A 24,605-nucleotide genomic window follows, 5' to 3' on the forward strand; every position below is an offset into this window, starting at 1 on the left:
TTTGGGGTGTGTTGAGGGCTGGGGCTTGCCCCGAGGCGCGAAGCGCTCATCGCACGCACCGCTGTCATCGCCCGGCTTGACCGGGCGATCCAGTATTCCAGAGGTGGCGCTGCTCATGCCGAGAAGCCGCGGCGTACTGGATGCCCCGGTCAAGCCGGGGCATGACAGCGGAGAATGCGGCAAGCCTCCCCAAACCTCGCGCAACTGTCTCACTTTGCGACGCTTTTCCCGTTGGCCTTAAGCTTCGGAACGACTCTAGAACGAATCGCGGCCGAATCGCTGACTCCCGCTGAAGCTTGTTCCGTTCACGCCACATGTCGCGGGACTCTTATTGGTTGCGCACTAGATGGAGTTTTACCCGGCCGCACAAGCGGCGTTTCGATGACCGGTTCCTTAAAATTGGGGACGGCGCGGAGTCGAATCAGAATCGGGGAGGAGTCAAATGGATTCCCGGACCGGAGGGCGCCAAACTCATTTTCGCGAAAACAACCCCATGCACAGTAGACATGCCGTTGAAATCACTAGATCTTTTAAACCACGAAAATGACGGATCACAGCCCGTCTGGAGCGGCGCGCCTCCCCCTCCAGGGGAGGGTAAGATCACTGCGTCTTGGCGACGCGTGGCGGCTGGGGTGATGTGATGAAGCTGGTCGCTTCCAGCATGGCCGGGCCGAGCGGCGTCGGCACTTTCAGCCAGAACGGCACCAGGATGCGCGTGCCCGCGATGGGCGCGAAGGCGACCTCGATGTTGCGCTGGGCGGCGAGGTATTTGATCACGGGCCGGTCGGGGATGTAGCCCGCCACGGGGGCGAAATAGAGCGCGCAGACCACGACCGGGCCCTTGTAGCCCTTCTCGGCCTTCACGGTCTCCATGCGCTTGAAATCGAGCTTGAGGTCGTAGCGCATGCGGCCGTCGAACACCGGCGCGGCGTTGCGGCAGGCGTCGGGCGTCACGGGGTCGCCGGTGCCGGGCACGCGCAGCAGCGAGGCCGTCATCGGGTCCCAGACGCCGCGGCGATGCGCGTCGGTGACGACGACGCGGTCGGCATCAACAGGCGGCTCCGGCACGATGCCGAACTCCTTCACATTGCCCTTGTCGAGCGTGATGTGGATCTGTTCGGTCTTCTTCGAGGTGGTGGTGGAGGCCTGGTAACCGGTCGCGACCAGCGCGCCGTTGACCACCCGACCTTGCGAGGCGCCGGTGCCGGACCCGCCCGCGAACGACTTCAAGATCCCCGTGGTGCCGCCGGAGGCCGCGGCCGCGAACACGTCGTCCCCGATGTCGATGTTCCAGGCACCCTTGCCGACGGGAATGCCCGCCAGCGACGCCTCATACTGTGCCTCGAGCTTGCCCTGCGCCGCCACGGGCTCCGCCCCCCACGCCACCACGAGCCCGCAAAGGGCTGCGAAGGCCAGCCGGCCGGCAGAGCGCGGACTGATTGAGCCCTTGGCTGAGTCCTTGGGCCAGAATCGGGGTGATGCGAGCACGAAACAATCCAATCGGGGCGCGAACGGTTGTTACTTAAGCCAAAAACCGCGGCAAACAATGTGTCAGGGCGCGGAGGCTTGCGGAACTCCGCTTGATACTTCGGGGGCGAATACGCCCTTTATGTGATGGTAAGGCACTTCAATCATTGCCGTTTTGGTGATCTTGGATGTGTCAGGGACGCGCACCTGCCCCGCCCCTCTCCGCTGTCATGCCCCGGCTTGACCGGGGCATCCAGTACGCTGCGGCCCCTCGACTCCAGCCGCGCCGCCGGTGGAATACTGGATCGCCCGGTCGAGCCGGGCGATGACAGCCGATATGCGGCCTGAGATCCCGGGTTCGCGCTCCCGCCGCCCCGGGACGACGGGCCAAAAACGGCCCGTCGCCTTGACGTCCCGCCCCTTCCCCCCTATACGTCCGCCCGCTCCCTGCAAGGACACAGAATTAGCCCCCGTGGCGCCCAGAATGGCGGCCGCAAATCGTTGGGGGACAGAAGAGGATTTCTACCATGTCTCGCCGCTGCGAACTGACGGCCAAGGGCCCCCTCGTCGGCCACAAGGTCAGCCACTCCAACATCAAGACCAAGCGCCGCTTCCTGCCGAACCTCGTCAACGTGACGTTCATCAGCGAAGCGCTGGGCCGCAACGTGCGCCTGCGCGTCTCCACCAACGCGGTCAAGAGCGTCGACCACAATGGCGGCCTCGACCCCTTCCTGCTCAAGGCCAACGCCGACGTCCTGTCGCCGCGCGCCCTCGAGCTGAAGCGCGCCATCCAGAAGAAGGTCGGCGACACCGCGCCGGCCAAGAAGGCCAGCTAAGAATTTTTCGGAATTGGGCGGGGGCTAGGTTGCGTCGCGTGGCGTAGGCTTAGCCAGTAGAGTTTGCGTTGCGGCCGGATCGAAAGATCCGGCCGTTTTTGTTTGTGGAGTTTTGAGCTCCCTCGCGCCGAAGGTCAAAAAACAGTGGCTGCCCGACTTGATGGCACGCCGCGCTACAGCCTAGAGTTTAGCTAGAGAATCGTCGCCACTTGCCTTGTGTTTTTTGGAAAATCCCATTGCACCGAACGTTCCCAACACACGATCTTTCGGACGACGAGTTCGAGACGCTCGTCGCAGCGATTTGCTACCATGTCCTAGGCACAGGCCTCATCGTTTTTGCTGCCGGTCCCGACGGTGGACGGGACGGGCTCTTCACTGGAACAGCCAGCAGGTTTCCTAGCCCAGCGGCGCCGCTCGCGGGTAAGTTTGTCGTTCAAGCGAAACACACACAGAATCCCGCAGCCTCGTGCGCCGATGCTATTTTCGGAAGGATACTGGTGGGCGAGCATTTGAAGATTGCGAAACTCATCGCCGCTGGAGAATTGGAACACTATCTCGTATTTACGAACCGCAAAAAGCCAGCGAACGATGCCATCACTAAGGAGCAGGCCTTACTGGCGCTGGGCCTCACGTCGGCACATCTTCTCGGAGCCGAACAATTGCGGCTCTGGCTCACTCTCCATCCAGACATCTGGTCAAAGCTTGGATTTGATCGATTTGATGCACCACTGCGAATTCAGGTCGATGATCTCACCGCAGTAATAACTGCATTCCATCAGACCGTCAGCGGGACTTTCCCAATTGGGGACGGCACAGATCTCACATACGTCTCAAAACCCAAAAAGAACAAGATCAACAAGCTGAGCGATGCCTACTGGGAAGAAATTCGAACGCGGTCACTGCCATACTTCAGGACGATAGAAGACTTCCTCAAAAATCCGCGCAACATTGACTTTAGAGAGATGTACGAGGACACAGCCGACGAGATCAGACGCAAACTGATCACCAAGGCGCCTCCGTTTGAAAGTTTCGACGATGCCCTAACTTTCATCATTGACCTAGTCACAACTAACAATCCCAGCCTGAACAAACGTCGGCGATACGCCTCACTCTTTCTGCACTATATGTATTACACTTGCGATATTGGCCAACATGCTGATCCCCTCGAAGCATCTTGATCTGGATAGAGCCGTCGTTCGGGTCGCAAGCGAGCTTCTGGCCGAACTGCGTCGAAGACGAATTATGGAATACGATTCAGCCATGCGATTGATCAAGCGACGAATAGGGGACGATGGCGAAGCAGTGATCGCTCCAGCGATCAGCTTTCTATTCCTTATAGGCCGGCTCGAATATCACTCGAAAAACGACACATTCGAATATCGAGCGTGATGAAGTTACGGCCATGCAACTAAACCGATTGTATTCGAATCTCGATCACCTCTTTACCCCGATCCATTTCAATGCGGGCCCTGCATCTTCGTTACTGAACGTTGTGTTTGCGGAAGTAACGAGAAAGCGTGCCCGAGACGGAGATTCGCACAATCTCGGTAAGACGACTTTGATCGCGCTGATTGACTTCGTCCTACTCAAGGACATCTCCGGGGCCGATCACTTTCTTGCCAAACACAAGGATCGCTTCAGCGATTTCGTGTTCTACTTTGAGATATTCACTCACGAGGGCACGTGTGTAACACTTCGACGATCGGTAGCGGAGCCGAATGAGATCAGTCTGATAAAGACAGACATCAGCGTCGCCGATGCGCGCAAGTTGCCGAGTGAGGAGTGGGACCACTGGAAGATAAATCTGACCGCGGCGCGACAGGCGCTTGATGCGTACCTCAATCTGAGGATGGTCGCTCCCTGGGACTATCGAACGGGCGTATCGTACTTTTTGCGCACACAAGCAGACTACACCGAATATTTTCAGATTCAGAAATTCATGCGGGGGCAAGATCGAGCGTGGAAGCCGTATTTGGCCGCGATCCTTGGCTTGGACCACGAAGCCGTGTCCCTGAAGTACACCGTGGAGGATCAGATTGGCGAGCTCACAGCAGAGCGAGATAAGCGACTAGCCGAGATTGACCCCAAGGATCAAGATCGGGGCGAATTATCTACGCGAATTGAGATTGCCCGAGATGAAATTTCGGAGATTGACGGCAAATTGGACGGATTCGACTTTCACGAAGTCGAACTTCAGATAAACAAGCGTGTTGTGGACGCCGTAGAGGCGAGCATCACCGAAATTGGCGAAGAGCTATACGACCTTGACGTCGACATCGCCCAACTTGAGCGCTCCATTAAATCGGGGATCAAGTTCGATCTTCGGCGCATTCAGCAGATCTATTCTGAAGCCCTTGTTGTTTTGCCCGACGCACTCGTTCGCAACTACGAAGAGTTAATTGAATTCAATCAAAAGCTGACCACAGAACGAAATCGGGCCCTGCGGAAACGCATACAAGAACTGAAGGCTCGGCGCGATACGCTATCTGAGGAACATCGCAAAAAGAGCGACGAACGTCAGCGACTGATGTCGATCGTGCAGCAGGCCGATACGTTTCGCAAATACAAAGCCCTGCAGGCCGAACAATCTCAGCGCCGAGCGCGCCTAACTTTCCTAGAAGCCCAACTAGCTCGCGTAGATGCGGTGGCCGACCTCGAGCGAAAACTTCGAGAGCTACGTGGGCGCAAGGATATCGCGACGTCTGCGATCGAACGAAGTCTAGAAAGAGGCAGCCCGGTACAGACTGCCGTAACCCGTTTCTTCAATCGATTTGTAAAACTTATTCTCGGGATAAACGGCGAATTCATCGTCAGCGGCAACAGCAACGGCAACCTTGAGTTTGAGATACGAACTAAGGATGTTGTCGGTATAGATACTAGCCAAGACCAAGGACATTCGTACCATCGACTGCTCTGTGCACTCTTCGATCTCTCCGTCCTTCGCGCATTGGACAGAGCCCCGTTTTATCATTTCGTGTATCACGACGGGATATTCGAGGGGCTAGACAACAGAGTTAAACTACGCCTGCTTGACTTGATTCATGAGGTCGTCTCCGAAGGGCGGATCCAGTATGTTTTCTCCATCATAGATGCCGATCTCCCGCGCAATCCTGAAACACAGGAGCAAATCCGGTTCCCGCCCGAAGAAGTTGTGCTCACTCTCAATGACCAAGGGGACAGTGGCAGACTGTTCAAGATGCCGCCGTTCTAATCTACTCTCTCTGTACTGTACCAACCGCTAGCCACACTTTCGATTGGACGCTCACGCGCGATCATGAAACCTGTCAGACGATCACTCGCACTGAACAAGATCTCAGAGCTCGCGAACCGCCGAACGGGGGCAAGCTATCACGATGCCGCAGCAGCAGCGATCGATAGGCTATTGGCGCTCACGCAAGAATACGAGACCACGCCTCCATCGTACCGAGGATATTTAGCCGTCGGAATATGCAGCTGCCTTGAAAGCCATATCAAGTATCTTTATGCCGCCGCGGCCGAGGGCTATGACGACCATCCAGAAGCACTAAGAGAACTATTCAAGGACCTACAAGTCGACATAGACACACTCATATCAACGACTACCCGGACCTTTGGTCTGGCGGACGTTGTTGCCGCCAATATCAAGGTGTCAACTTTTTCTGCTTATCGAGAACGGGCTGGCCATCTACTCAGTAGCTTTAGCGGCAAGCCGCACGACTTCCCATGGGACTTCGTGAAAGTGTTTGTTACCGGCGGCTCGCCGGAACTCGATAAGGAGTACGCGCAAAGACTCGAACGGCTTGAGCGTGTTTTCGAAGCACGCAATCGATTTGTGCATGAAACCGACGTATTGCCGCAAAAGGACACTGACCTCTCCGGCAGCGATTTGCTTAAATGCGCAGAAGACGCGATCTCGTTAATGGAGCAGCTAGAGAGGCAATATGGGGAGATCGGGATGAGTCCTCGTTTTGCTGTCATAAAAGAAGACGAAAATCTTGCTGCTGCAGCGACGAGAATTGAAGAAGAGATAGATCAATTGTTCGCTTGGATAAAGTCCCTTTGCGACGAACGCCAACACGTGAGTCTAGAGAGGTTCAGAGCGGCTTTCTCCGAGTACATTTGGGCAAGATGTGACTTTCAGACGTCGGTATTCATCACAGAGCGGAGCGAATGGACTATTGGTCAATTTTTGGATTTGGCTCCTGAATATCAGAGGCTGCTTCGAGAAATAGGATCAAAACAGAAATATATGCTCTCGCAGCATCCAATATCTGAACAGATCGCCGAAATCCTAGGGGAGACGGCGCGGCCCAATGCCTAGGTGACTACAGATCCCATCGACGACCAGCGTTCCGCAAGCCTACCTTATGAAGCTGGCGGCGGAAGGCAACCTTAGCCGCCATCCCTCCTTTCTAACTTGCCACTATACTCGCCCCTCACCGGGAGCGGCATACCGTCGAGCCCGAGCCCTAAAACCTCGTCATCTGCCGCGACGGCACCCGTAAACACCCCCTCGCGCGTTAACCGTCCGTTAACCAACGCAGCCTAGCCTGCGGTAATCGTCCAGCCATCATTAGCTCGAAATGCCTTCCCGGTTCGCTCCAGGAGAAGTGCCGATGTGCGTTGCGTTGTTGACGTATGCCGATCTCAGTACCCGCCTTGGTATCTCGCGCGAGGCCGCTCGTGCGCTGGCGCGACGCCGCCGGTTGCCGCGCTCGCGGTCCGATGACGGCAAAGCCCTGGTGAGCGTCGATCTCACCGAACTCCGCTACACGCCCCGCCCGCGGCGGGCCCGCCGGGCGGACCACATCGATGCCTCCCTGGCAAAGGTCGAGGCATCAGAGCCATTTCCGCTCCGGCGGAATCGGAACGGGACCCTGGATTCCTATTTTGAAGCGTTTTCCTTGCCCGAACCGGTATCCACTTCGCCCGAAAGCGCTCTGGAGATCGAAACATTGAAGGCCGAGGTCGCGCGGCTCGAAGCCGTCGCGGCCGCCTACAGGGCGGTGTTCGATCGCGAGCATGAGCGCGCCGATCGCCTGGCCGTCGAGCTGACGCAGGCGGCCGCCGAGGCGACGGCGGCCAATGCGTGGGCGGCACGACTGGAAGACGAAGTGGCTGACTTACGGGCCGGTCGCCGGGATGACGGCGCGGTCGCGGGAGCCGCGCGTCGATTAGGGCATCTGGCCGCCTCGATCGTGCAAGCAGACCGCGCGGCCCGCAGGTAGCACGCGATGCTCATCCCACCCCCAGCCGCCGAAACAACCGCGAGGACAGAATGACTGGCATGACCGATATTCGCGAGATGAAGGCGCGCATCGTCGTATTCGGGGTCGGCGGCGCCGGCGGCAACGCCGTCAACAACATGATCACCGCCGGGCTGCAGGGGGTCGACTTCGTCGTCGCCAATACCGACGCGCAGGCGCTGGCCATGTCGAAGGCGCCGCGCCTGATCCAGCTGGGCACGCAGGTGACCGCAGGCCTCGGCGCCGGCTCGCAGCCGGAACTCGGACGCGCCGCGGCCGAGGAGGTCATCGATACGATCCGCGATCACCTGACCGGCGCCCACATGGTGTTCGTGACGGCCGGCATGGGCGGCGGCACCGGCACCGGGGCCGCCCCCATCATCGCCAGGACCGCGCGCGAGCTCGGCATCCTCACGATCGGCGTGGTCACCAAGCCGTTCTATTTCGAGGGCCAGCGCCGCATGCGCTTTGCCGAAGCCGGCATCGAGGAGCTGCTGAAGACGGTCGACACCCTCCTGATCATCCCGAACCAGAACCTGTTCCGGGTGGCCAGCGCGAAGACCACGTTCGCCGATGCCTTTGCCCTTGCCGACCAGGTGCTTTATTCGGGCGTGGCCTGCATCAGCGACCTCATCGTCAAGGAAGGCCTGATCAATCTCGATTTCGCCGACGTCCTCTCCGTGATGCGCGAGAAGGGCAAGGCCATGATGGGACGGGGCGAGGCTTCCGGCGAGAAACGCGTGCTCGCCGCCGCCGTGGCGGCCATTTCCAATCCGTTGATCGAGAACCCCTCGATCAAGCGCGCCAGCGGCCTCATCATCTCCATCACCGGCGGCAAGGATCTCATGCTGTACGAGGTCGACGAAGCCGCGACCCGGATTCGCGACGAGGCCGACCCGGACGCCAACATCATCGTCGGCGCCTCGTTCGACGAAAGCCTCGAAGGCATCGTCCGCGTCTCCGTGGTGGCGACCGGGATCGACAATGTCGACCCGGCGCTCCTGGCGCGACCGGCGGAAACCCCACTCACGCAGCTCGCCGGCCGCTTGCGCGACGACAGCCGCCGCATCGCCGATCGCATCGAGCGCAGTGCGCCGCTTCCGCAGGTGGAGAGCCCGCCGCTCCGCCCGCAGCCGCACAACCCCGTGCGGCCACCGGCAAGGCCGCATCAGGACTATGCGCGCCAGGCGGCGTCTCAGCCGCTCGATCCTTACGGCCGCACCTCTCCGCGCAATATCGCCGACGAAGACCTTCTCGACATCCCGGCCTTCCTGCGCCGCTCCGCCAATTGAGCGGTCGCAACAATAGGTTGTCATCCCGGGGCGCGACGAAGTCGCGAACTATGATGCGCAATTGCGCATCTGAGGATCCATTTAGCCGCAGTGACTGTTGAGCGATGGATTCTCAGGTGCGCAATTGCGCACCGTAGCTCGCGCCAAGAGGCGCGCCCCGGAATGACGGAGCCGTCTCGCCGCAAAACGCGACCTCATCCTGAGGGCCCGCCGTAGGCGGGCGTCTCGAAGGATGGCCGCAAGGAAGCCAACCGCCGCGTTCACGCTGCCGTGCTGCGCGGGGTCTCCGCTGGTTCCTTTTTCTCCGGCTCCTTGTCGCGAGACAGCCATGCCGGGAAGCGAAGCAGGCGATCGATGCTGTCTTTTGATGGCTCGATGGGCGGCACGATGGGCGCTTCACTGGCCGGACGCGGGAGGTCCAGCACGGCCTGTCCTGCCCGCACCGCATCGGCGCGCTGATCCAGTTCGCGCAACAGGGGATCGAGCACGCTGTCGATTTCGGTCGCCACCGACACGACAAAACTATTGAGCTCGCGCGCCTCCGGCACGACGGCCGAGGCCGACTCGATCGCCCTGGAGAGACCATCGACGACGGGTGCGAACGCGCCGGCAGCCTGTTTGATTCGCGTTCTGATCGCTTCGATCTCGGCCAGGACGCGTTCACGCTCCCGCCTGGTCTTCTCTTCCGAAAGGCGGGCTTCGATTTCGGCGATCTGAGCCGTGAGAGTCGTGGCTTCGGATGCGAGTGCATCGCGTCGCAGGCGCGCACGATCGAGATCGCGGCTGAGATTGTCCACTAGATCGTCCTTCCCGAACATGGCTTTGCTCCGTAGGACAGCCGTGACGCGAACCGCCAGCCGGTCAAGCGAACCAAAGGCTGGATCGGCCGAAAAAGGCATCAATTTCGGTCGCGTCATATGGGCCGACATGGTGACCCCCACCGTCCTCATTAGGCGACGACATGGTTAACAGGTGGTTAATGTCAACAGACGATGGGGCAATGAGGCACCATGCCGCCGACGCCGACTTCGTCTCCTCGCTGCCATCCATTTTCGCTATACTCGCCCCGGTAGCATCACCGGGAGGGGCATACCGTGGGGCACGACGACCAGCACAAACCCAAAACCGAGCCGAAAAACCTCGTCATCTGCTGTGACGGGACCGGCAACGAGATCTCGGAGAACATCTCCAACGTCCTGAAGCTCTATCGCTGCCTGCGCAAGACCGACAAGACGCAGCCGCGGCAGATGGTGTTTTACGATCCCGGCGTCGGCACGGTGACGGAGCCTTCGACGTGGCACCGGCTCAAGGCCAACGTCAATCTGGTGCTGGGGCTCGCCACCGGCTACGGGCTCGATGACAACGTGCTCTCGGCCTATTGCTTCCTGGTCGAGCATTATGCGCCGGGCGACCGCATCTACCTGTTCGGCTTCTCGCGCGGCGCCTATACCGTGCGGGTGCTGGCGGGGCTGATCCACAAGATCGGCCTGATCTCGCCGGAGCAGGCGAACCTCGCGGGCTCGGGCCTCGTCGCCTACAAGCAATATTCCGGCACCGGGCGCGGCAACGACATCGAGGACCTCAGGGACGTCGAATTCGACGAGAGCGGGCCGCTGCCGAAGGACGAATTCGACCTCGCCGCCCAGTTCGCGCGCATCACCTCGACGCGCTGGCCGACCATCCACTTCATCGGCGTCTGGGACACGGTGGCGAGCGTGATCGTGCCGCGACGCGACAATTTCTTCTTCGTGTTCAGCCTGGAGGAGCTCGCCTTCACGCTGCGCAATCCGAGCGTAAAAATCTTCCGGCAGGCGATCGCGATCGACGAGCGGCGCTGCATGTTCCGCCTGAAGGAGTATGAGGAGCCGCAGGACTATTGGCGCAACCGCTATGTGCCCGACGAGAAGAAGGAGCCGCAGGACATTCTGCAGGTGTGGTTCGCCGGCGTGCATTGCGACGTCGGCGGCGGCTATCCGGAGGCCGAGAGCGGCGAATCCAAATATCCGCTGATCTGGATGATCGAGGAGGCCGCCAAGGCCGGGCTGAACTTCAACCCGCGCACCGTGAACCAGCTCGCCTGGGGCATCCAGCGCAAGAACTCGCCGTTCAGGTATGTCGAGCCTGCCTATACCGGCGAGGTGGGCGAGCTGCACGATTCGATGACCGCGCTCTGGCGCGTGCTGGAATATCTGCCGAAGAGCGCGAAGTACCGGGAATGGCCGGAGCGGAAGGTTTTTCTGGGCTTCTACATCCCCGATTGCGAGCCGCGCGTGATCCCCGAAGGCGCCCATGTGCACGAGAGCGTGCTGAAGCGCATGGCGGTGGAGTCGGGCTACCGGCCGGTGAACTTGCCGAAGGACTATGTGACGGTGCCGATGCCGGTGCGACCGCATGCGGAGGCAGCGGAGACGACGGAGGCAGAGCCAGCGTGAGGGCACTTACCCTCCCCCTCCAGGGGAGGGTGGGCATCCCGCTACCGGCGTTTTCTCCGTTCGCTGCTACTTTTCATTAAAATTCTCGGGCCGCCCTTAGTCGGATCGCATCAACTCTTTTCCATCATGCCGCTCAAGACCACCCGCGCCGTCCGCGGAATTGGAGGAGAGTGCCAATGCATCCGCGCCGACATGCCCGCGTGAAGCCTTCCGGGCTGGTGTCCCGCCAGGCCAAGATCATCACCGACCCGCGCGCGCCGGTGATCCCCTGCACGCTGATCGACTATTCGCCCGGCGGCGCCTGCGTCGATCTCGGCGGGCAGGTGAATATCCCCGACAGGTTCGAGCTGCTCCACGTCAACACCAAGAAGCGCTGCCGCATCGCCTGGAAGCGCGGCTCGCGGGTCGGCGTGGTGTTTTAGGCAGACGGCTTGCTGACCCTCCCCTCCAGGGGAGGGTAAGAAAGAAAGCTACGCCCGCATCCTGGCTTTCGTGCCCGCGACGATCTGCATGGCGACGCCGGCGATCCAGCCGAACAAAGCGAGCCAGGTCCATGCCAGGTGCGGCTCGAGGCGGAGCACGATGACGGCGACGGAGGCGAGCGCGGTGAGCGTGGCGCAGAGCGTGCCGGCGGCGCTGAGGAATTCCGCGGCGTCGATCGTGCTGTGCGCGTCGTCGAAGGGCAGTTGCGGCGTGTCGATGCCGAGATAGAAGCCGACGATGCCGAGCATCATCATCAGCAGCAGGAAGCCCTGCGTGGTGAGCGGGGCGATCGCAGATCCCACATAGGCGCCGACGAACAGCCCGCACGCCGCACCTGCCATCGCGAGACCCACGCGCTCGAACACGTGGGCAGTCTTGCGAACACGAAACCGCATGGCGGGCCTCCCTGAGGAGTTGGGTGCGCGCGAGGGTAGGCCAGTTTTGCGGTACGTGGAAGGTGAGGAGAGTTACGGATGCGTGAGGGCGCGGGATAGTGAGGGGACGATGGCCCGCGCGGCACCCACCATCGTCGTCCCGGACAAGCGAAGCGCAGATCCGGGACCCCCGCGCGAGCGCTTGCGCTCGTCGCGAAACCACAGGGAGAAATCTGGCGAAGACTCGAAGTCCAAGTTGTGCAGCGGCAACTCATACCGCGCGCGATCGTGAGATCTCGCGGTATGGGTCCCTGCGTCCCGTGCGCAATTGCGCACCAGGCAGGGACGACAGTTGTGAGCGCAGCGCCTCCGTCGCGCCCTACCTTGCCCCGAACGTGGTCTTGCCGAACAGCGCCTTTTGCGTCGACGGCTGCGAGCGCCAGTATTGCGGCGGGGCCTCGACCTCGCCGCCGATCTCGGCCGCGGCGTGCCAGCCCCAACGGGGGTCGTAGAGCAGGCCGCGGGCGAGCGCGACCATGTCGGCCTTGCCGGATGCCACGATCTCCTCGGCGTGCCTGGCTTCGGTGATCAGGCCGACGGCCATGGTGGGCAAGCCGGTCTCGCGCTTGATGGCGTCGGCAAACTGCACCTGATAGCCGGGGCCGAGCGGAATCTTCTGCAGCGGCGAGACCCCGCCGGAGGAGGCATCGATCCAGTCGACGCCGCGCGCCTTCAGCGCGTTTGCGAATTGGATGGTCTGCGCCAGATCCCAGCCGCCCTCGACCCAGTCGGTCGACGACACCCGCATGCCGACCGGCTTGTCGTGCGGGAAGACGGCGCGCACCGCGTCGTAGATTTCGAGCGGAAAGCGCATGCGGTTCTCGAGCGAGCCGCCATACTCGTCGGTGCGCCTGTTGGAGATCGGCGACAGGAACTGATGCATGAGATAGCCGTGCGCGCCGTGCAGCTCGATCGCGTCGATGCCGAGCCGGGCAGCGCGCTTCGCGCTGTCGACGAAGGCGTCGCGGATGCGCTTCAGGCCCGCGGCATCGAGCGCCAGCGGCGCGGCCTCGCCTTCCTTGTGCGGCAACGCCGACGGCGCCACCGTCTGCCAGCCGCCTTCACTCTGCGGAATGAGCTGGCCGCCGTCCCAGGGCCGCGCGCTGGAGGCCTTGCGGCCGGCATGGGCGAGCTGCATCGCGATGGCGGTGGAGGAATGCTTGCGCACGGAAGAGAGGATCGGCTTCAGCGCGGCTTCGCAGGCGTCGCTGTAGAGCCCGAGACAGCCCGGCGTGATGCGCCCGATCGCCTCCACATGGGTCGCCTCGATGCAGAACATCGACGCGCCCGACAGCGCGAGGTTGTTGATGTGGGTGAAGTGCCAGTCGGTGGCGACGCCGTTGTCGGCCGAATACTGGCACATCGGCGACACGACGACGCGGTTCTTCAGCGTCAGGCCGCGCAGCTTGATCGGGGAAAACAGGGCGCTCATGCGGGGAGTTCCGGGGGATGGAGGAATGGAAGCGATTGCATGAAGTTTAGTGGCCCTACGGCGAATTGCCAGCTGCGCGGCGGACATGCCCGCCCGCGGCGCCATGCATTGCGCGCGTCATATGATCACAAGGCCGAGACGCCCCTCGGCCGCTTGCCAGGAACTCCGCTGTCATCCCGGGGCACGCGAAGCGTGAGCCCGGGATCCATAACCACGGGATTGGGTTTTGCGAAGATCAACAACCACGAGTCTTCGCCAAACGTCTCCCTGTGGCTATGGGTCTCGGGCTCGCGCGTTGCGCGCCCCGGGACGACGATCGAATTTGAGGCCCTACTCCAGCTCCTCGAACCTGCCCGGCACGGGCTTGCCCATGCGGATGCGGCCGTCGGGCAGCAGCTCGCCGTCGGCTTCGGCCGAGAACTGGATCGTGTTGCCGCCGCCGTCGCGCTTGCTGGCCTTGCCGAGCGGGCCGAGCTTGTCGGCGAGCGCGGTGTCGTCGAGCACGAACACGCGGTACTCGGTGAGGTGAAAGCGGCGCGGCGCCTGCCATGTCAGCGCGGGCACGGATGTGCGCATGTCGCCGTCGGTCTTGATGTCGACGCTGCGGCCGGTCACGTCGCGGAACAGGTCGGGACCATCGAGCAGCTTCGCCTGGGTACCGTCGACGGCGTAGATGTTGAGCGTGACGATATGGCGCTCGCTGCGGAACGAGACCGCGACGGTGCGCGAGTCCTGCGACCAGGCGGCGTGGAAGGCATCCGGCGCCGAGTCCAGAATGTTGTCGTCGTTGACATTGTTGAGCGTCGTCAGGCGGCGATGGCCGGGCTCAGCCATCAGGTAGATGCGAAAGCCTTCGCTCCCGGACTCGCCGCCGCCATGGGCTGCGACGGACAGCTTCCCGTTCGGCGCGCGGCCGCCCTGGATGATGGCGTATTCGTTCTTTCCATACCGATGCTCGGCCGTGGCGAAGGCCGGCGAGGATGCAGCGAGCGTAAGGGCAAGGGCGAGGATGGCGCGACGGCGGGGCATGATGCTGTGTCGCGGCAAGCCGGACGCATGTTCAACCCGCGGGCTCATCGGTCGCTCCATCAGCATGGATTGCAGCAGCGCTGGCGGCGGGAAGCACAGCTTCCACGGCACCTTCTCAGAACGTCGTCAAAAGGCCGAGCAGCACAACCACAAAGCCCAGCAACCCGAGCCAGCCGGCGAGGTGGAGGAATATTGCGCCTATCACTACGATTCCAACAAGGCCTCCTCCCCAGATCAGCCAGCTCAGATTCGAGGCGCGCTCCAGGCCCCTCGGCTCCGGCCTGTCCTGGGGACGCCAGCGCGCGACAAAATCAATCGCGGGATTCTGGCTGACATAGGTTGCGATGGGATCAACCATCGCCGGCTCGAAGGCAGCGCCATGATCGCCGGAAATGTATTTCAGATTTCTCAGTATCCCGGCGGTCGCGACGTTCTCGCGAAAACCGCGAAAGCCGGCCGAGCCGATGTCCAGCAGCCCCGGCCGGGATTTCTCGATCCCCAGCCAGTCAGAAATTTGCTGGAAGAACTGCGGGAAGATCGCCACGACCCAGTCGAAGTCGGCACAGACGTTCCAGATACGACCCGTCACCTGCTTGTCCGCGATCCGCCCGGCCCAGTCGTAATGCACCGGAACGACGCTGCCGGCGAAGAAGATATTGCGCACCTTCAGCACGGGATAGCGCTGCAGCGCGCTGGCAAGGATGTAGGTGCCGTTGCTGTGGCCGATGAAGTCCACGTGCTCCAGCTTCGGATACATCGCCCTCGCCTGGGTATACTGGTCCATGAACCAGCGCACATTGTGCTGGCGATCCCAGTAGAGCAGGAACGGCAGCATGGCAAAGCGCCGGTACAACGGCGGGATGATCTTGACGTGCGCCGCGGCATCACCGATCTGGGCTTCGATCGATCGCTTCACCTCGGCCGGCCACGTGCCCTCGTCGCGAATGCCGTGCATGATGAAGATGAGCTGCGTGATCTGGTCGTCGGTCTGGAGCGCGCCGACCCGGTCGGCCCAGTAAGCCGGAAACGCTCCGGGCTGCGTTACGAGGGCCATACGAATGGCTTCGCCGGTGGGGTTCAGCGCGGAGGCGTTGTCCCGGTAGAGGTTCTCCGATATCTCCGCGTGCGTGAGCCTCTCCAGCGTCTTGATCATGACGTTGGCGCCTGTCCCCGCCTCGAGGTCAATGCTGTCGTCGCGGTCGACCAGCTCATCCTTGTCGCCGACGAGGTGGATGATCAGCGGCTTGCGGTCGCCGAGCGCGGCCGCGCCGTCGCGAAACAGATCGATCCACTGCACCCGCATGTTGGAGACGAAGGGCGAGCCTTGCACCAGACTCTCGATGAACCTGCCCGTCCCGGTCAGGCGGCCGAAACGCTGGAGTACATAGGCGATCACGTAGCGGAAAATGTCGAGATGCTCCGGCTTGTCGCTCGGCCAGCCGCGGTTCGGCGCAGATAGCGACACCAGGCGGTCAAGCCGCTCGACCCAGGGATGCCGCTCGTGCCGGACGCTGCGGTCGTCATCAAGCCCGTGCCCCCAAAGATAGGCCTTGCGCAACAACAGGCCGCCGGTCGAGTAGCCGAACAGCACGATCTTCTCGTATTGGTGTGCACCGCCGATCTTGTTCCGATCGTCGGCTTCCCGGATCGCGGTCTCAATCTGGCTCGTGAGCTCGAACGCATCGACGTTCGACATCCAGCGATGCCAGTAAGTCGGGACGAGAATGTCGGCGTCGGGATAGGCCTCGCGCACCAATTTTTCGAGACCGGGCCGCGACGTCCTGCCGCCGAGCGGCGGGCCGTACACGACGAGCGTCTTGCGGCCCGGCGTCTCGGGCATGCCCTCGACGCCGCCGATGGCGCCAAACTTCAGATATCTCAAGACAAACAGCAGAACGAAAACAACGATCAAGAGAACCAGCACCATCTGCCGCCCCGTCAATCACCGCGCTAACAATCGATCAAATACACGCCGATCATGTCTTGATCGAATTGCCGGGGTCAAGCCGAAACGTCGTCGCGTGCGGGACGAGCCTACTCCACCAGCGTGAACTGCAGCAGCAGCGTGCGCTGGAGCATCGAGAAATTGTCGTCCGACACCAGCGTCAGCACGGTCTCGCCCTCGGGCGTGACGTGGGCGTCGATGCCTTCCATGTTGTCGACCTCGTGGCCGAGATCGGCGGCGAACAGCGCAGGCCCGTCGACCAGCGCATTGGGAGCGATCGATTTCAGGGGGATCGACCGGATGCGGATGTTGATGCCGGTGAACCAGGAGAATTTGCGTTCGAGGATGAGAAGCTCGCCGGACGGCAGCAGCACGGCATCGCTAATGTCGAATTTTTCGGTGCGGCGGACGCTGAACTGGCCGGGCGACGGACCGCCGATCAGGAACGCGACCAGATTGCCGTCGGCGTCGAGCCCGCGCTCGGAGAAGGCGATCAGGGTGCCTGCCAGGGGCTGGCCTTTCGGCACGACGACCATCGCTTCGAGCCCCTTGTTGGAGGGCAGCTTGCGCACGGCGGGCGGCGTCGGCAACACCTCGCCGCGGGCGCGCGTGCCGCCTTTGGCAAAATCGAAGCGCAGGATCTGGTTGACGCGTTCGAGCCCGACATAAACGACATTGCCGTCGCGCGTGAGCGACTCGGTGTCGTACCAGAACCGCTTCTCCGTGATCGGCCGGCCCTCGGAATTGAGCATCGGGGACGCCTCGACACCGTCGAGCCCGATCATCGTGTCGCCGGAATAGCGGATGCTGCCGGTGAACCAGCCGCCCTGGTCGGAGATCGCGAGGAAGCGCTCGCCCTTCGCATCGAGCCGGATCCCGGACAGGCCGCCGAAGCCGCGATAGGGCGAGGTCAGCACCAGGCCGCTGCGATATTGCAGCTGACCGAAGCGCACGCGCGAGCGGTCGCGCGGCTCGAAATTGGGAATCGGTCGCGCGTTCACCTCGACGCTGACAGCCTCGGTGACGGCGTGCTCGATCTGCGCGGCGCGCGGCGGCGGCTCGGTCGTGGGCTGCGCCTGCGCCAGTCGGGAGAGTGCGAGAGTGGAAAATCCCGCCGCCGCGTGGCCAAGAAAGCTGCGGCGGGACGATTGCTTGCTCACGAATGCAATTTGCGTCGCGGGCGACCGGCCTGATGCGTGGGCGCGGTGTTGGTCTCGCTGAACAGCTCGGCGAGCTTCTCGGTGATGGCACCGCCGAGCTCTTCGGCATCCACGATCGTCACCGCGCGGCGATAGTAACGCGTCACGTCATGGCCGATGCCGATCGCGATCAGCTCGACCGGCGAGCGGGTCTCGATCTCCTCGATGATGTGGCGCAGATGCCGCTCGAGATAGTTGCCGGGATTGACCGACAGCGTGGAATCGTCGACCGGCGCACCGTCGGAGATCATCATCAGGATCTTGCGCTGCTCGGGGCGGCCGAGCAGGCGCTTGTGCGCCCAGTCCAGCGCCTCGCCGTCGATGTTCTCCTTCAGCAGACCCTCGCGCATCATCAGGCCGAGATTCTTCCGCGCACGCCGCCAGGGGGCGTCGGCGGACTTGTAGATGATGTGGCGGAGATCGTTGAGGCGGCCGGGATTGGCCGGCTTGCCGGCGGCAAGCCACGCCTCGCGCGATTGCCCGCCCTTCCAGGCGCGCGTGGTGAAGCCGAGGATCTCGACCTTGACGCCGCAACGCTCCAGCGTTCGCGCCAGGATGTCGGCGCAGGTCGCGGCGACCGTGATCGGGCGGCCGCGCATCGAGCCGGAATTGTCGAGCAGCAGCGTCACCACGGTGTCGCGGAACGTCGCCTCCTTCTCGTGCATGAAGGACAGCGGGTGATAGGGATCGGTCACCACGCGCGACAGCCGCGCCGGATCCAGAATGCCCTCTTCGAGGTCGAAGTCCCAGGCGCGGTTCTGCTGCGCCATCAAGCGCCTCTGAAGGCGGTTGGCGAGGCGGGCGACGATGCCCTGCAGATGCGCGAGCTGCTTGTCGAGATAGGCGCGCAGGCGCTCCAGCTCGTCATGGTCGCAGAGGTCTTCGGCGGCGATGACCTCGTCGAATTTCGGCGCGAAGGCATGATATTCCGGCCCTCGCGGCTCGTTCTTGCCGTGCGCGTTCGGACGCGTCGCCTCGCCCGGCGTCTCGTCGTCGCCGAGCTCGCCGTCGTCGAACGTGTCGGAGGTCGAGGCCTGCGCGCTTTCCATCGCGCTCTCGCTCATCTCCTCGCTGGAGGCCTGCGCCTGGTCGGCACTCATCTCCTGCGCGGCGTCGGAATCGGGCGAACCTTCGGCGCCGGACTGGTCGTTGTCGCCGTCGCGGTTTTCCTCGTCGTCGTCGTTGTCTTCGCTGTCGGCGCTGCGCTCGTCGCCGAGCTCGAGCGCGGTCAACAGGTCATGCACGGCGTCGCCGAACCTGGTCTGGTCCTCGACCAGGCCATCGAGCCGGTCGAGCCGTTTGCCGATCTTGTCCTCGAGAATGGGCCGCCAGAGATCGACCATCTTCTTCGCCGCCGTCGGCGGCGCCATGCCGGTCAGGCGCTCGCGCACCAGCATCGCCAGCGCATCCGCCAGCGGCGCGTCGGCACGGTCGGTGATTTCGTCGAACTTGCCGCGATGGAAATGATCGTCGAGCATCGCGCTGAGATTTTTCGCAACGCCCGCCATGCGGCGCGCACCAATCGCCTCGACGCGGGCCTGCTCGACCGCCTCGAACACGCCGCGCGCCTGCGGATTGCCGGGCATCAGCTTGCGATGCAGCTTTGCATCGTGACAGGCGATCTTGAGCGCGATGGAGTCGGCGTGGCCGCGCACGATCGCGGCATCACGCTTGGTCATCTTTCGCGCGGGTTCGGGCAAGCGCGCCTTGCCCGGCGCGAGCCCGGGACGCTCGGCCGCAAAACTGACCTCGAGCTCGGGCGACTTCGCGATCGCCTTCAGGCAGGAGGCCACCGAGCGCTTGAACGGCTCGGTCGGGGCTTCCTTGGTGTTACGGAATTTGGAGTTGGATGATGATGTGCTCATAGCGACTTCGTAAACGAATGGCGCGTCACGCCGCCGGGATAGCCCTTGAGGGTGCCGAACTCCTCGTACCCGCAGGAACGATAGAAGCCCGGCGCCTGAAAACTCATCGTGTCGACATGGGCCTGGATCGCGCCCTGCCGTCTTGCCTCGTCCTCGATCGCGGCGATCAGCTTCGTGCCAAGCCCCTTGCCGCGCTGCTTCTGGTCGATCCAGAAATACTGGATGAACAGAACCGTGCCCCAGAGGTGCCCGACGATGCCGCCGGCGATCTTGCGGCCGTCCTTCAACGAGACCGCGATGCTCTTGACCTTCTGTTTGCCAAACTTCTCGTCGTTGTAGGCGCCGAGCCCGGCGAGCACAGCCTTCTTGGTGGTCCCAATGGTGCGCTCGACGGTGATGGTTGGCATGGATCAGCTAAGCGCCACGTTGACTGCCGATTCCGGCAGCTCCGCGTTGAAGCAGCGCTGATAGAACTCGGCGACCAGAGGACGCTCGAGCTCGTCGCACTTGTTGAGGAAGGTGACCCGGAACGCGAAGCCGATATCGCCGAAGATGTCGGAGTTTTCCGCCCAGGTGATCACCGTGCGCGGGCTCATCACCGTCGACAGATCGCCATTGGCGAAGGCGTTGCGGGTGAGATCGGCGAGGCGAACCATCTTGTTGACGATGTCGCGGCCCTCCTGGGTGCGATAGTGCTTGGCCTTGGCCAGCACGATCTCCACTTCCTCGTCATGGCTGAGATAGTTCAGCGTCGTGACGATCGACCAGCGGTCCATCTGGCCCTGGTTGATCTGCTGGGTGCCGTGATAGAGGCCCGAGGTGTCGCCGAGGCCGACCGTGTTGGCGGTCGAAAACAGGCGGAACGCCGGGTGCGGCTTGATCACCTTGTTCTGGTCGAGCAGCGTCAGGCGGCCGGAGACCTCCAGCACGCGCTGGATCACGAACATCACGTCGGGGCGGCCGGCGTCGTATTCGTCGAACACCAGCGCGACGTTATTCTGGAGCGCCCAGGGCAGGATGCCGTCGCGGAATTCGGTGACCTGCTTGCCGTCGCGGACCACGATCGAGTCCTTGCCGACGAGGTCGATACGGCTGATGTGGCTGTCGAGATTGACGCGCACGCAGGGCCAGTTCAGGCGCGCGGCGACCTGCTCGATATGGGTGGATTTACCGGTGCCGTGATAGCCGGTGACCATCACGCGGCGATTGCGGGCAAAGCCGGCGAGAATGGCGAGTGTGGTGGCGCGGTCGAAGCGGTAGTCGGAATCGACTTCGGGCACATGAGGATCGACTTCGGAATAGGCCGGGACTTCGAGATCGCTGTCGATCCCGAACACCTGGCGCACCGACACCTTCATGTCGGGCAGACCGGAAACTTCCTCAACTTTGGACAGGGCGGCGGTCGTCATCAATCCTCCGAGGCCCCGGGCGGTCCCGAGACCAGTTATTTGCACGTTGGCTGCGGCTGGGTGCGGTTGCGAACCTATCAGAGACAACGTGCCGGCAGAAGCCCGCGCCTCAATCAAAGTTCCATTGTCTTTTCATTTAGATAGGCAAGGAACGCGATTTTTGGAGGGCTGCCTTGCGAATCACGCTCGAATTTCGGGCGGGAGGCGTGGCCTGCCTACGCGAATGGCACTTTTACCGCGTGCACCTACTTATGTAGGGTCCGAACCCCGGTGCTCCAGCCCCCAAGAAAACGTGACGTCCTTTCTCGATCCCCTCATATCCTTCGTTTCGGCCCATGCGTGGCTGGCCTATCTGACCCTGTTCCTGGCCGCGCTGCTCGAAGCCGTTCCGGTGGTGGGGTCGGTGATCCCCGGCTCGACCATCATTCTGGCGCTGAGCGCGCTGGTTCCGGGCGGGGAATTGAAGCTGCAATGGGTGCTGCTGGCGGCGGCGATCGGCGCCGTGCTGGGGGACGGCTCGGCCTACTGGATCGGGCACCGGCGGCAGCGCGAGATCCTCAATACCTGGCCGCTGACCAACTATCCGCGCGTGGTTGCCGAGAGCGAAAGCTTCTTCGACCGCTTCGGCACCTGGGCCGTGTTCTTCGCCCGTTTCGTGCCGCCGATCCGCGCCTTCGTGCCCGTCACCGCCGGCGCGCTGGGGATGACCCCCGCAAAGTTTTATGCCGTGAATATCCCGGCGATCCTGCTCTGGGCTCCCGCGCATGTGCTGCCGGGCGTCCTGGCGGTATCGGCCCTCCACCAATATTTCGGCGTGCCGCACCATGGGCATCCGTTCAAGCACATCTGGATCTTGATGGTGGTGGCCGTGGCGATCATCGGCGGCCTTGGCATCTGGTACTACCGCCGCCGGCAGAACGGCCTCGTCGCGACGTCCAAGCCGCGGGGTTAGTGCGGAGGACGGCGCACTCGCAGAGAGATTCTAACTAGCCCGCCGCCCCGGTGCCGGCCCCACATACCTTGCCCGCGGCCTGATCAGCTTGCCGAACTGCAATTGCTCGCTGGCGTGCGCGATCCAGCCGACGCTGCGGGCCATCGCGAACAGCGCGAGCTCGCTGCCCAAGGGCAGGCGCAGCGCGTGCACGAGGACGGCGAGCGCATAGTCGATGTTGACGAGCTCGCCGGTGGCTTCGATGATCCGCTCCGGCACTTCGCGCGTGAATTTTCGTGGCGCGCCGGCACGCGCCAGCGCGTTCAGCAGCGACTGCGCGCGGGGATCGCCGCGCTTGTAGACACCGTGGCCGAAGCCGGCAAAGCGCTCACCTAGGGCGACGCGCTCGCGAACCATCGGGGCGACATCGCGATCGATCAGCGTCTTGACGAGCTGCGAGGCCAGCACGCCGGCGCCGCCATGCTTCGGCCCTTTCAACGCGGCGAGGCCGGCGATGACGGAGTCATAGAGGTTGAGGCCGGTCGATGCCGCGCAGCGCGCGGTGAAGGTCGAGGCGTTCAATTCGTGATCGGCGAGCAGCACCAGAGCGCGGCGGATGAGGTCGGGCGCGTGCTTGTTGTCGGGCGCCCAGGCCTTCGCGATCTGCTGGTGCAGCGGCTCGGATGACGGCTCGGCGTTGAGCATGGTCGCGACCAGGAGGCGGACAATGCGCCCGCCGACCATCGCCCGGCCATCGGGCGCGCGGGTGTAGGCACGCGCGTCCGCGCTGGTCGCAAGCGCCAGCACTGCGATGGCACGGTCGATCGGCGCGGCGCGGCGGGCGGCCTCCGCGATTGCGCGCATCTCGTCGGAGATCTGGGGCTGATTGTCCGGCGTGAAGGGATCGACGTCGGAGACGTCCCACAGCAGCGTCGCCGTGTGCTCCAGCGTGTCGTTCTCGGCGAGATCGACGCAATTGACGCCGCGGTAGATCGCGCCCTCCTCGGTGATGGTCGAGATCTCCGTGTCCATGACAGGCAGGTCGGCATCGAAGCTGCGCAAGCCACGCGGCTCCGGCGACGGCACCCGGCGCTCCTTGAGGGCGCGCACGTCCTCGGCCCGATAGCGGTTCTTGCGCGAATCCGGCGTCGGCTCGGAGCGGATCAGGCCACGGCTGACATAGGCGTAGAGCGTGGCCGGCGAGATCGCGAGCTCGGCGGCAGCTTCCCGGGCCGACAGATAGAGTTCCTCGGAATTATTCATATTGATTTATGTAATCAAGATTGATCAATCTGTCGAGAGGACCGATTTTCTCCTGGTGCAGTGCAAAGGAGATTGGGTCATGAACATCCACCTCACCAAAAGCCAGATCGGGCTGGACGGCGTTCCCGCGGCCGAGACCGTGCTGAGCCATGTCGATGGCGAGCGCGGCGAGCTGATCATCGCCGGCGAGCATGTCGGCACCCTCGCAAGCCAGTCGAGCTTCGAGGGCGTCACCGCCCGGCTCTGGAACGGCGCGAGCAAGACCAGCTTAAGCGAAGCCAATGTGCGGGCGAGCCTGGGCGCAGCGCGCGAGCGAGCGTTCGCGCGGTTGCCGGAGCTGTTGCCGGCGACACGCGGCATGGGCATCGTCGACGGGTTCCGAGCGGCAGTCGCGGGCCTGCGCGCGGAGAACGGGCTGGAACATGAGGCGACGATCGTCGGCGCGTTTCCGGTGATCGCAGGCGCGCTGGTCCTTCGTGCCAAGGGATTGGAGCCGGTCGCGCCCGATCCAAATGCGAGCCACGCCGCCGATACGCTGCGGATGCTGCGCGGCGCCTCAACGGAGCCGCGTGAGGTCGCGGCGCTGGACGCCTATTTCGTCACGGTCTGCGACCACGGCATGAACGCTTCGACCTTCGCGACGCGCGTGGTGGCCTCGACGCAGGCCGACCTGTTCGCCGCCATCACCGCCGGATACTGCGCGCTGACCGGTCCCTTGCACGGCGGCGCGCCGGAGCCGGTGCTGGAAATGCTCGATGCGATCGGCTCCAGCGAACGCGTCAAGCCATGGGTCGATGCGGCCCTCGCCCGCGGCGAGCGGCTGATGGGCTTTGGCCATCGCGTCTATCGCGTGCGCGATCCGCGCGCCGACGTGCTCAAGGCCGCGATCGAGCGGCTTTCGGCGGATGGCGCTGACCTGCCCTTTGCCGGCGAGGTCGAGGCCTATATCCGCAGCGCGCTGCGCAAGAAGAATCCGGACCGGCCGCTGGAGACGAATGTGGAGTTCTTCACGGCGATTCTGCTCGATGCTCTCGCCATTCCACGCCAAGCCTTCACGCCGATCTTCGCCGCGGCGCGTGCAGCGGGATGGACCGCCCATGCGCGCGAGCAACAGCGGACGGGGCGTTTGATCCGGCCGAGCTCGTCATATGTGGGTGAAATGCCGAAGGCTTCCGGCGAATAGAGCAGAAGGCGCACGACAGCCGGGCCGTTCGCCGCGCTGTCGTGCCTCGCCCGGACGCACGATGACACGGCAGGGCCGTCGCGCGAGATCGTAATTGCGAGAACGCGCGCACGGTCCGGGCGACGACCTTGGAACATCTTTGAGTCTGGGGACTTAACCGTGAGCCCCCTCGGATCAAGA

At 63.1% G+C, this 24,605-nt stretch carries 22 protein-coding genes; 11 read left to right on the forward strand and 11 right to left on the reverse strand.

Annotated elements, in window-relative coordinates; all coding sequences use genetic code 11:
- Positions 1–600 precede the first annotated feature (600 nt).
- Positions 601–1,440 (reverse strand): DUF3108 domain-containing protein, encoded by an 840-nt coding sequence (locus BJ6T_RS00805; RefSeq protein ID WP_028170098.1) that lies wholly within the window; start codon positions 1,438–1,440, stop codon positions 601–603.
- Between the two features lie 554 nt (positions 1,441–1,994).
- Between BJ6T_RS00805 and rpmB the strand changes: the two genes are divergently transcribed.
- The 7 genes from rpmB (at position 1,995) to ftsZ (ending at position 8,820) form a co-directional block, all read left to right on the forward strand.
- Positions 1,995–2,303, forward strand: coding sequence for a 50S ribosomal protein L28 (gene rpmB, locus BJ6T_RS00810; protein WP_014490379.1), 309 nt, complete (start codon positions 1,995–1,997; stop codon positions 2,301–2,303).
- A gap of 236 nt (positions 2,304–2,539) precedes the next feature.
- A complete protein-coding gene (locus BJ6T_RS00815) occupies positions 2,540–3,481 on the forward strand; it encodes an ABC-three component system protein (protein ID WP_014490380.1) in 942 nt (313 codons plus the stop codon).
- Between the two features lie 64 nt (positions 3,482–3,545).
- Entirely contained in the window at positions 3,546–3,692 is a 147-nt protein-coding gene (locus tag BJ6T_RS49545) for an ABC-three component system middle component 8 (protein ID WP_373866014.1), read from the forward strand.
- Positions 3,693–3,861: 169 nt separating this feature from the next.
- Complete coding sequence (locus BJ6T_RS00820; protein WP_028170097.1) at positions 3,862–5,514, forward strand: DUF2326 domain-containing protein; 1,653 nt, start codon at positions 3,862–3,864, stop codon at positions 5,512–5,514.
- Positions 5,515–5,577: 63 nt separating this feature from the next.
- Positions 5,578–6,603, forward strand: a complete 1,026-nt coding sequence (locus tag BJ6T_RS00825; protein ID WP_014490382.1) for a hypothetical protein — start codon at positions 5,578–5,580, stop codon at positions 6,601–6,603.
- A gap of 295 nt (positions 6,604–6,898) precedes the next feature.
- A complete protein-coding gene (locus BJ6T_RS00830; RefSeq protein ID WP_014490383.1) occupies positions 6,899–7,510 on the forward strand; it encodes a hypothetical protein in 612 nt (203 codons plus the stop codon).
- A gap of 50 nt (positions 7,511–7,560) precedes the next feature.
- Positions 7,561–8,820: a cell division protein FtsZ gene (gene ftsZ, locus BJ6T_RS00835; RefSeq protein WP_014490384.1), complete on the forward strand. Its 1,260-nt coding sequence runs from the start codon at positions 7,561–7,563 to the stop codon at positions 8,818–8,820.
- A 260-nt stretch (positions 8,821–9,080) separates the two neighbouring features.
- Here the strand turns inward: ftsZ and BJ6T_RS00840 are convergent, their stop codons facing one another.
- Complete coding sequence (locus BJ6T_RS00840) at positions 9,081–9,749, reverse strand: hypothetical protein (protein ID WP_028170096.1); 669 nt, start codon at positions 9,747–9,749, stop codon at positions 9,081–9,083.
- A gap of 165 nt (positions 9,750–9,914) precedes the next feature.
- Between BJ6T_RS00840 and BJ6T_RS00845 the strand changes: the two genes are divergently transcribed.
- Together BJ6T_RS00845 and BJ6T_RS00850 are read left to right on the forward strand one after the other, a co-directional pair.
- Positions 9,915–11,252, forward strand: coding sequence for a T6SS phospholipase effector Tle1-like catalytic domain-containing protein (locus BJ6T_RS00845; protein WP_014490386.1), 1,338 nt, complete (start codon positions 9,915–9,917; stop codon positions 11,250–11,252).
- Between the two features lie 176 nt (positions 11,253–11,428).
- Complete coding sequence (locus BJ6T_RS00850) at positions 11,429–11,674, forward strand: PilZ domain-containing protein (RefSeq protein WP_014490387.1); 246 nt, start codon at positions 11,429–11,431, stop codon at positions 11,672–11,674.
- Positions 11,675–11,722: 48 nt separating this feature from the next.
- Here BJ6T_RS00850 and BJ6T_RS00855 read toward each other — a convergent pair whose 3' ends face one another.
- The 8 genes from BJ6T_RS00855 to cobS form a co-directional block, all read right to left on the reverse strand.
- Positions 11,723–12,130: a hypothetical protein gene (locus BJ6T_RS00855; RefSeq protein WP_014490388.1), complete on the reverse strand. Its 408-nt coding sequence runs from the start codon at positions 12,128–12,130 to the stop codon at positions 11,723–11,725.
- Positions 12,131–12,488: 358 nt separating this feature from the next.
- Positions 12,489–13,601, reverse strand: a complete 1,113-nt coding sequence (locus tag BJ6T_RS00860; RefSeq protein ID WP_014490389.1) for an NADH:flavin oxidoreductase/NADH oxidase — start codon at positions 13,599–13,601, stop codon at positions 12,489–12,491.
- Between the two features lie 330 nt (positions 13,602–13,931).
- Complete coding sequence (locus BJ6T_RS00865; RefSeq protein ID WP_225894920.1) at positions 13,932–14,678, reverse strand: hypothetical protein; 747 nt, start codon at positions 14,676–14,678, stop codon at positions 13,932–13,934.
- A 67-nt stretch (positions 14,679–14,745) separates the two neighbouring features.
- A complete protein-coding gene (locus BJ6T_RS00870) occupies positions 14,746–16,557 on the reverse strand; it encodes a hypothetical protein (protein WP_014490391.1) in 1,812 nt (603 codons plus the stop codon).
- A 107-nt stretch (positions 16,558–16,664) separates the two neighbouring features.
- Positions 16,665–17,735: an esterase-like activity of phytase family protein gene (locus BJ6T_RS00875; RefSeq protein WP_014490392.1), complete on the reverse strand. Its 1,071-nt coding sequence runs from the start codon at positions 17,733–17,735 to the stop codon at positions 16,665–16,667.
- Positions 17,732–19,639 (reverse strand): cobaltochelatase subunit CobT, encoded by a 1,908-nt coding sequence (gene cobT / locus BJ6T_RS00880; protein ID WP_014490393.1) that lies wholly within the window; start codon positions 19,637–19,639, stop codon positions 17,732–17,734. The genes BJ6T_RS00875 and cobT overlap by 4 nt, the downstream gene beginning before the upstream one ends.
- Positions 19,636–20,046, reverse strand: a complete 411-nt coding sequence (locus BJ6T_RS00885; RefSeq protein ID WP_014490394.1) for a GNAT family N-acetyltransferase — start codon at positions 20,044–20,046, stop codon at positions 19,636–19,638. Before BJ6T_RS00885 ends, cobT begins: the two co-directional genes overlap by 4 nt.
- 3 nt (positions 20,047–20,049) lie before the next feature.
- Positions 20,050–21,048 (reverse strand): cobaltochelatase subunit CobS, encoded by a 999-nt coding sequence (cobS, locus tag BJ6T_RS00890; protein ID WP_014490395.1) that lies wholly within the window; start codon positions 21,046–21,048, stop codon positions 20,050–20,052.
- Positions 21,049–21,340: 292 nt separating this feature from the next.
- On the opposite strand from cobS, the gene BJ6T_RS00895 reads away from it, so the two are divergent.
- Positions 21,341–22,000: a DedA family protein gene (locus BJ6T_RS00895; RefSeq protein WP_028170094.1), complete on the forward strand. Its 660-nt coding sequence runs from the start codon at positions 21,341–21,343 to the stop codon at positions 21,998–22,000.
- A 30-nt stretch (positions 22,001–22,030) separates the two neighbouring features.
- Here BJ6T_RS00895 and BJ6T_RS00900 read toward each other — a convergent pair whose 3' ends face one another.
- Positions 22,031–23,242, reverse strand: coding sequence for a citrate synthase family protein (locus BJ6T_RS00900; RefSeq protein ID WP_014490397.1), 1,212 nt, complete (start codon positions 23,240–23,242; stop codon positions 22,031–22,033).
- A gap of 79 nt (positions 23,243–23,321) precedes the next feature.
- Here BJ6T_RS00900 and BJ6T_RS00905 point away from each other — a divergent pair, with 79 nt between their 5' ends.
- A complete protein-coding gene (locus BJ6T_RS00905; protein WP_014490398.1) occupies positions 23,322–24,425 on the forward strand; it encodes a citrate synthase/methylcitrate synthase in 1,104 nt (367 codons plus the stop codon).
- The last annotated feature ends 180 nt before the right edge of the window (positions 24,426–24,605 follow it).

This window comes from Bradyrhizobium japonicum USDA 6 (assembly GCF_000284375.1).
GTDB lineage: Bacteria > Pseudomonadota > Alphaproteobacteria > Rhizobiales > Xanthobacteraceae > Bradyrhizobium > Bradyrhizobium japonicum.

What these genes read in the sequence shown, in the direction of transcription:
- BJ6T_RS00855 (WP_014490388.1), bottom strand. Translation starts at nt 12,130, where the DNA reads ATGCGGTTTCGTGTTCGCAAGACTGCCCACGTGTTCGAGCGCGTGGGT.
- BJ6T_RS00900 (WP_014490397.1), bottom strand. Translation starts at nt 23,242, where the DNA reads ATGAATAATTCCGAGGAACTCTATCTGTCGGCCCGGGAAGCTGCCGCC.
- BJ6T_RS00860 (WP_014490389.1), bottom strand. Translation starts at nt 13,601, where the DNA reads ATGAGCGCCCTGTTTTCCCCGATCAAGCTGCGCGGCCTGACGCTGAAG.
- BJ6T_RS49545 (WP_373866014.1), top strand. Translation starts at nt 3,546, where the DNA reads ATGGAATACGATTCAGCCATGCGATTGATCAAGCGACGAATAGGGGAC.
- rpmB (WP_014490379.1), top strand. Translation starts at nt 1,995, where the DNA reads ATGTCTCGCCGCTGCGAACTGACGGCCAAGGGCCCCCTCGTCGGCCAC.
- BJ6T_RS00825 (WP_014490382.1), top strand. Translation starts at nt 5,578, where the DNA reads ATGAAACCTGTCAGACGATCACTCGCACTGAACAAGATCTCAGAGCTC.
- BJ6T_RS00840 (WP_028170096.1), bottom strand. Translation starts at nt 9,749, where the DNA reads ATGTCGGCCCATATGACGCGACCGAAATTGATGCCTTTTTCGGCCGAT.
- BJ6T_RS00870 (WP_014490391.1), bottom strand. Translation starts at nt 16,557, where the DNA reads ATGGTGCTGGTTCTCTTGATCGTTGTTTTCGTTCTGCTGTTTGTCTTG.
- cobS (WP_014490395.1), bottom strand. Translation starts at nt 21,048, where the DNA reads ATGACGACCGCCGCCCTGTCCAAAGTTGAGGAAGTTTCCGGTCTGCCC.
- BJ6T_RS00830 (WP_014490383.1), top strand. Translation starts at nt 6,899, where the DNA reads ATGTGCGTTGCGTTGTTGACGTATGCCGATCTCAGTACCCGCCTTGGT.
- cobT (WP_014490393.1), bottom strand. Translation starts at nt 19,639, where the DNA reads ATGAGCACATCATCATCCAACTCCAAATTCCGTAACACCAAGGAAGCC.
- BJ6T_RS00905 (WP_014490398.1), top strand. Translation starts at nt 23,322, where the DNA reads ATGAACATCCACCTCACCAAAAGCCAGATCGGGCTGGACGGCGTTCCC.
- BJ6T_RS00865 (WP_225894920.1), bottom strand. Translation starts at nt 14,678, where the DNA reads ATGAGCCCGCGGGTTGAACATGCGTCCGGCTTGCCGCGACACAGCATC.
- BJ6T_RS00850 (WP_014490387.1), top strand. Translation starts at nt 11,429, where the DNA reads ATGCATCCGCGCCGACATGCCCGCGTGAAGCCTTCCGGGCTGGTGTCC.
- BJ6T_RS00885 (WP_014490394.1), bottom strand. Translation starts at nt 20,046, where the DNA reads ATGCCAACCATCACCGTCGAGCGCACCATTGGGACCACCAAGAAGGCT.
- ftsZ (WP_014490384.1), top strand. Translation starts at nt 7,561, where the DNA reads ATGACTGGCATGACCGATATTCGCGAGATGAAGGCGCGCATCGTCGTA.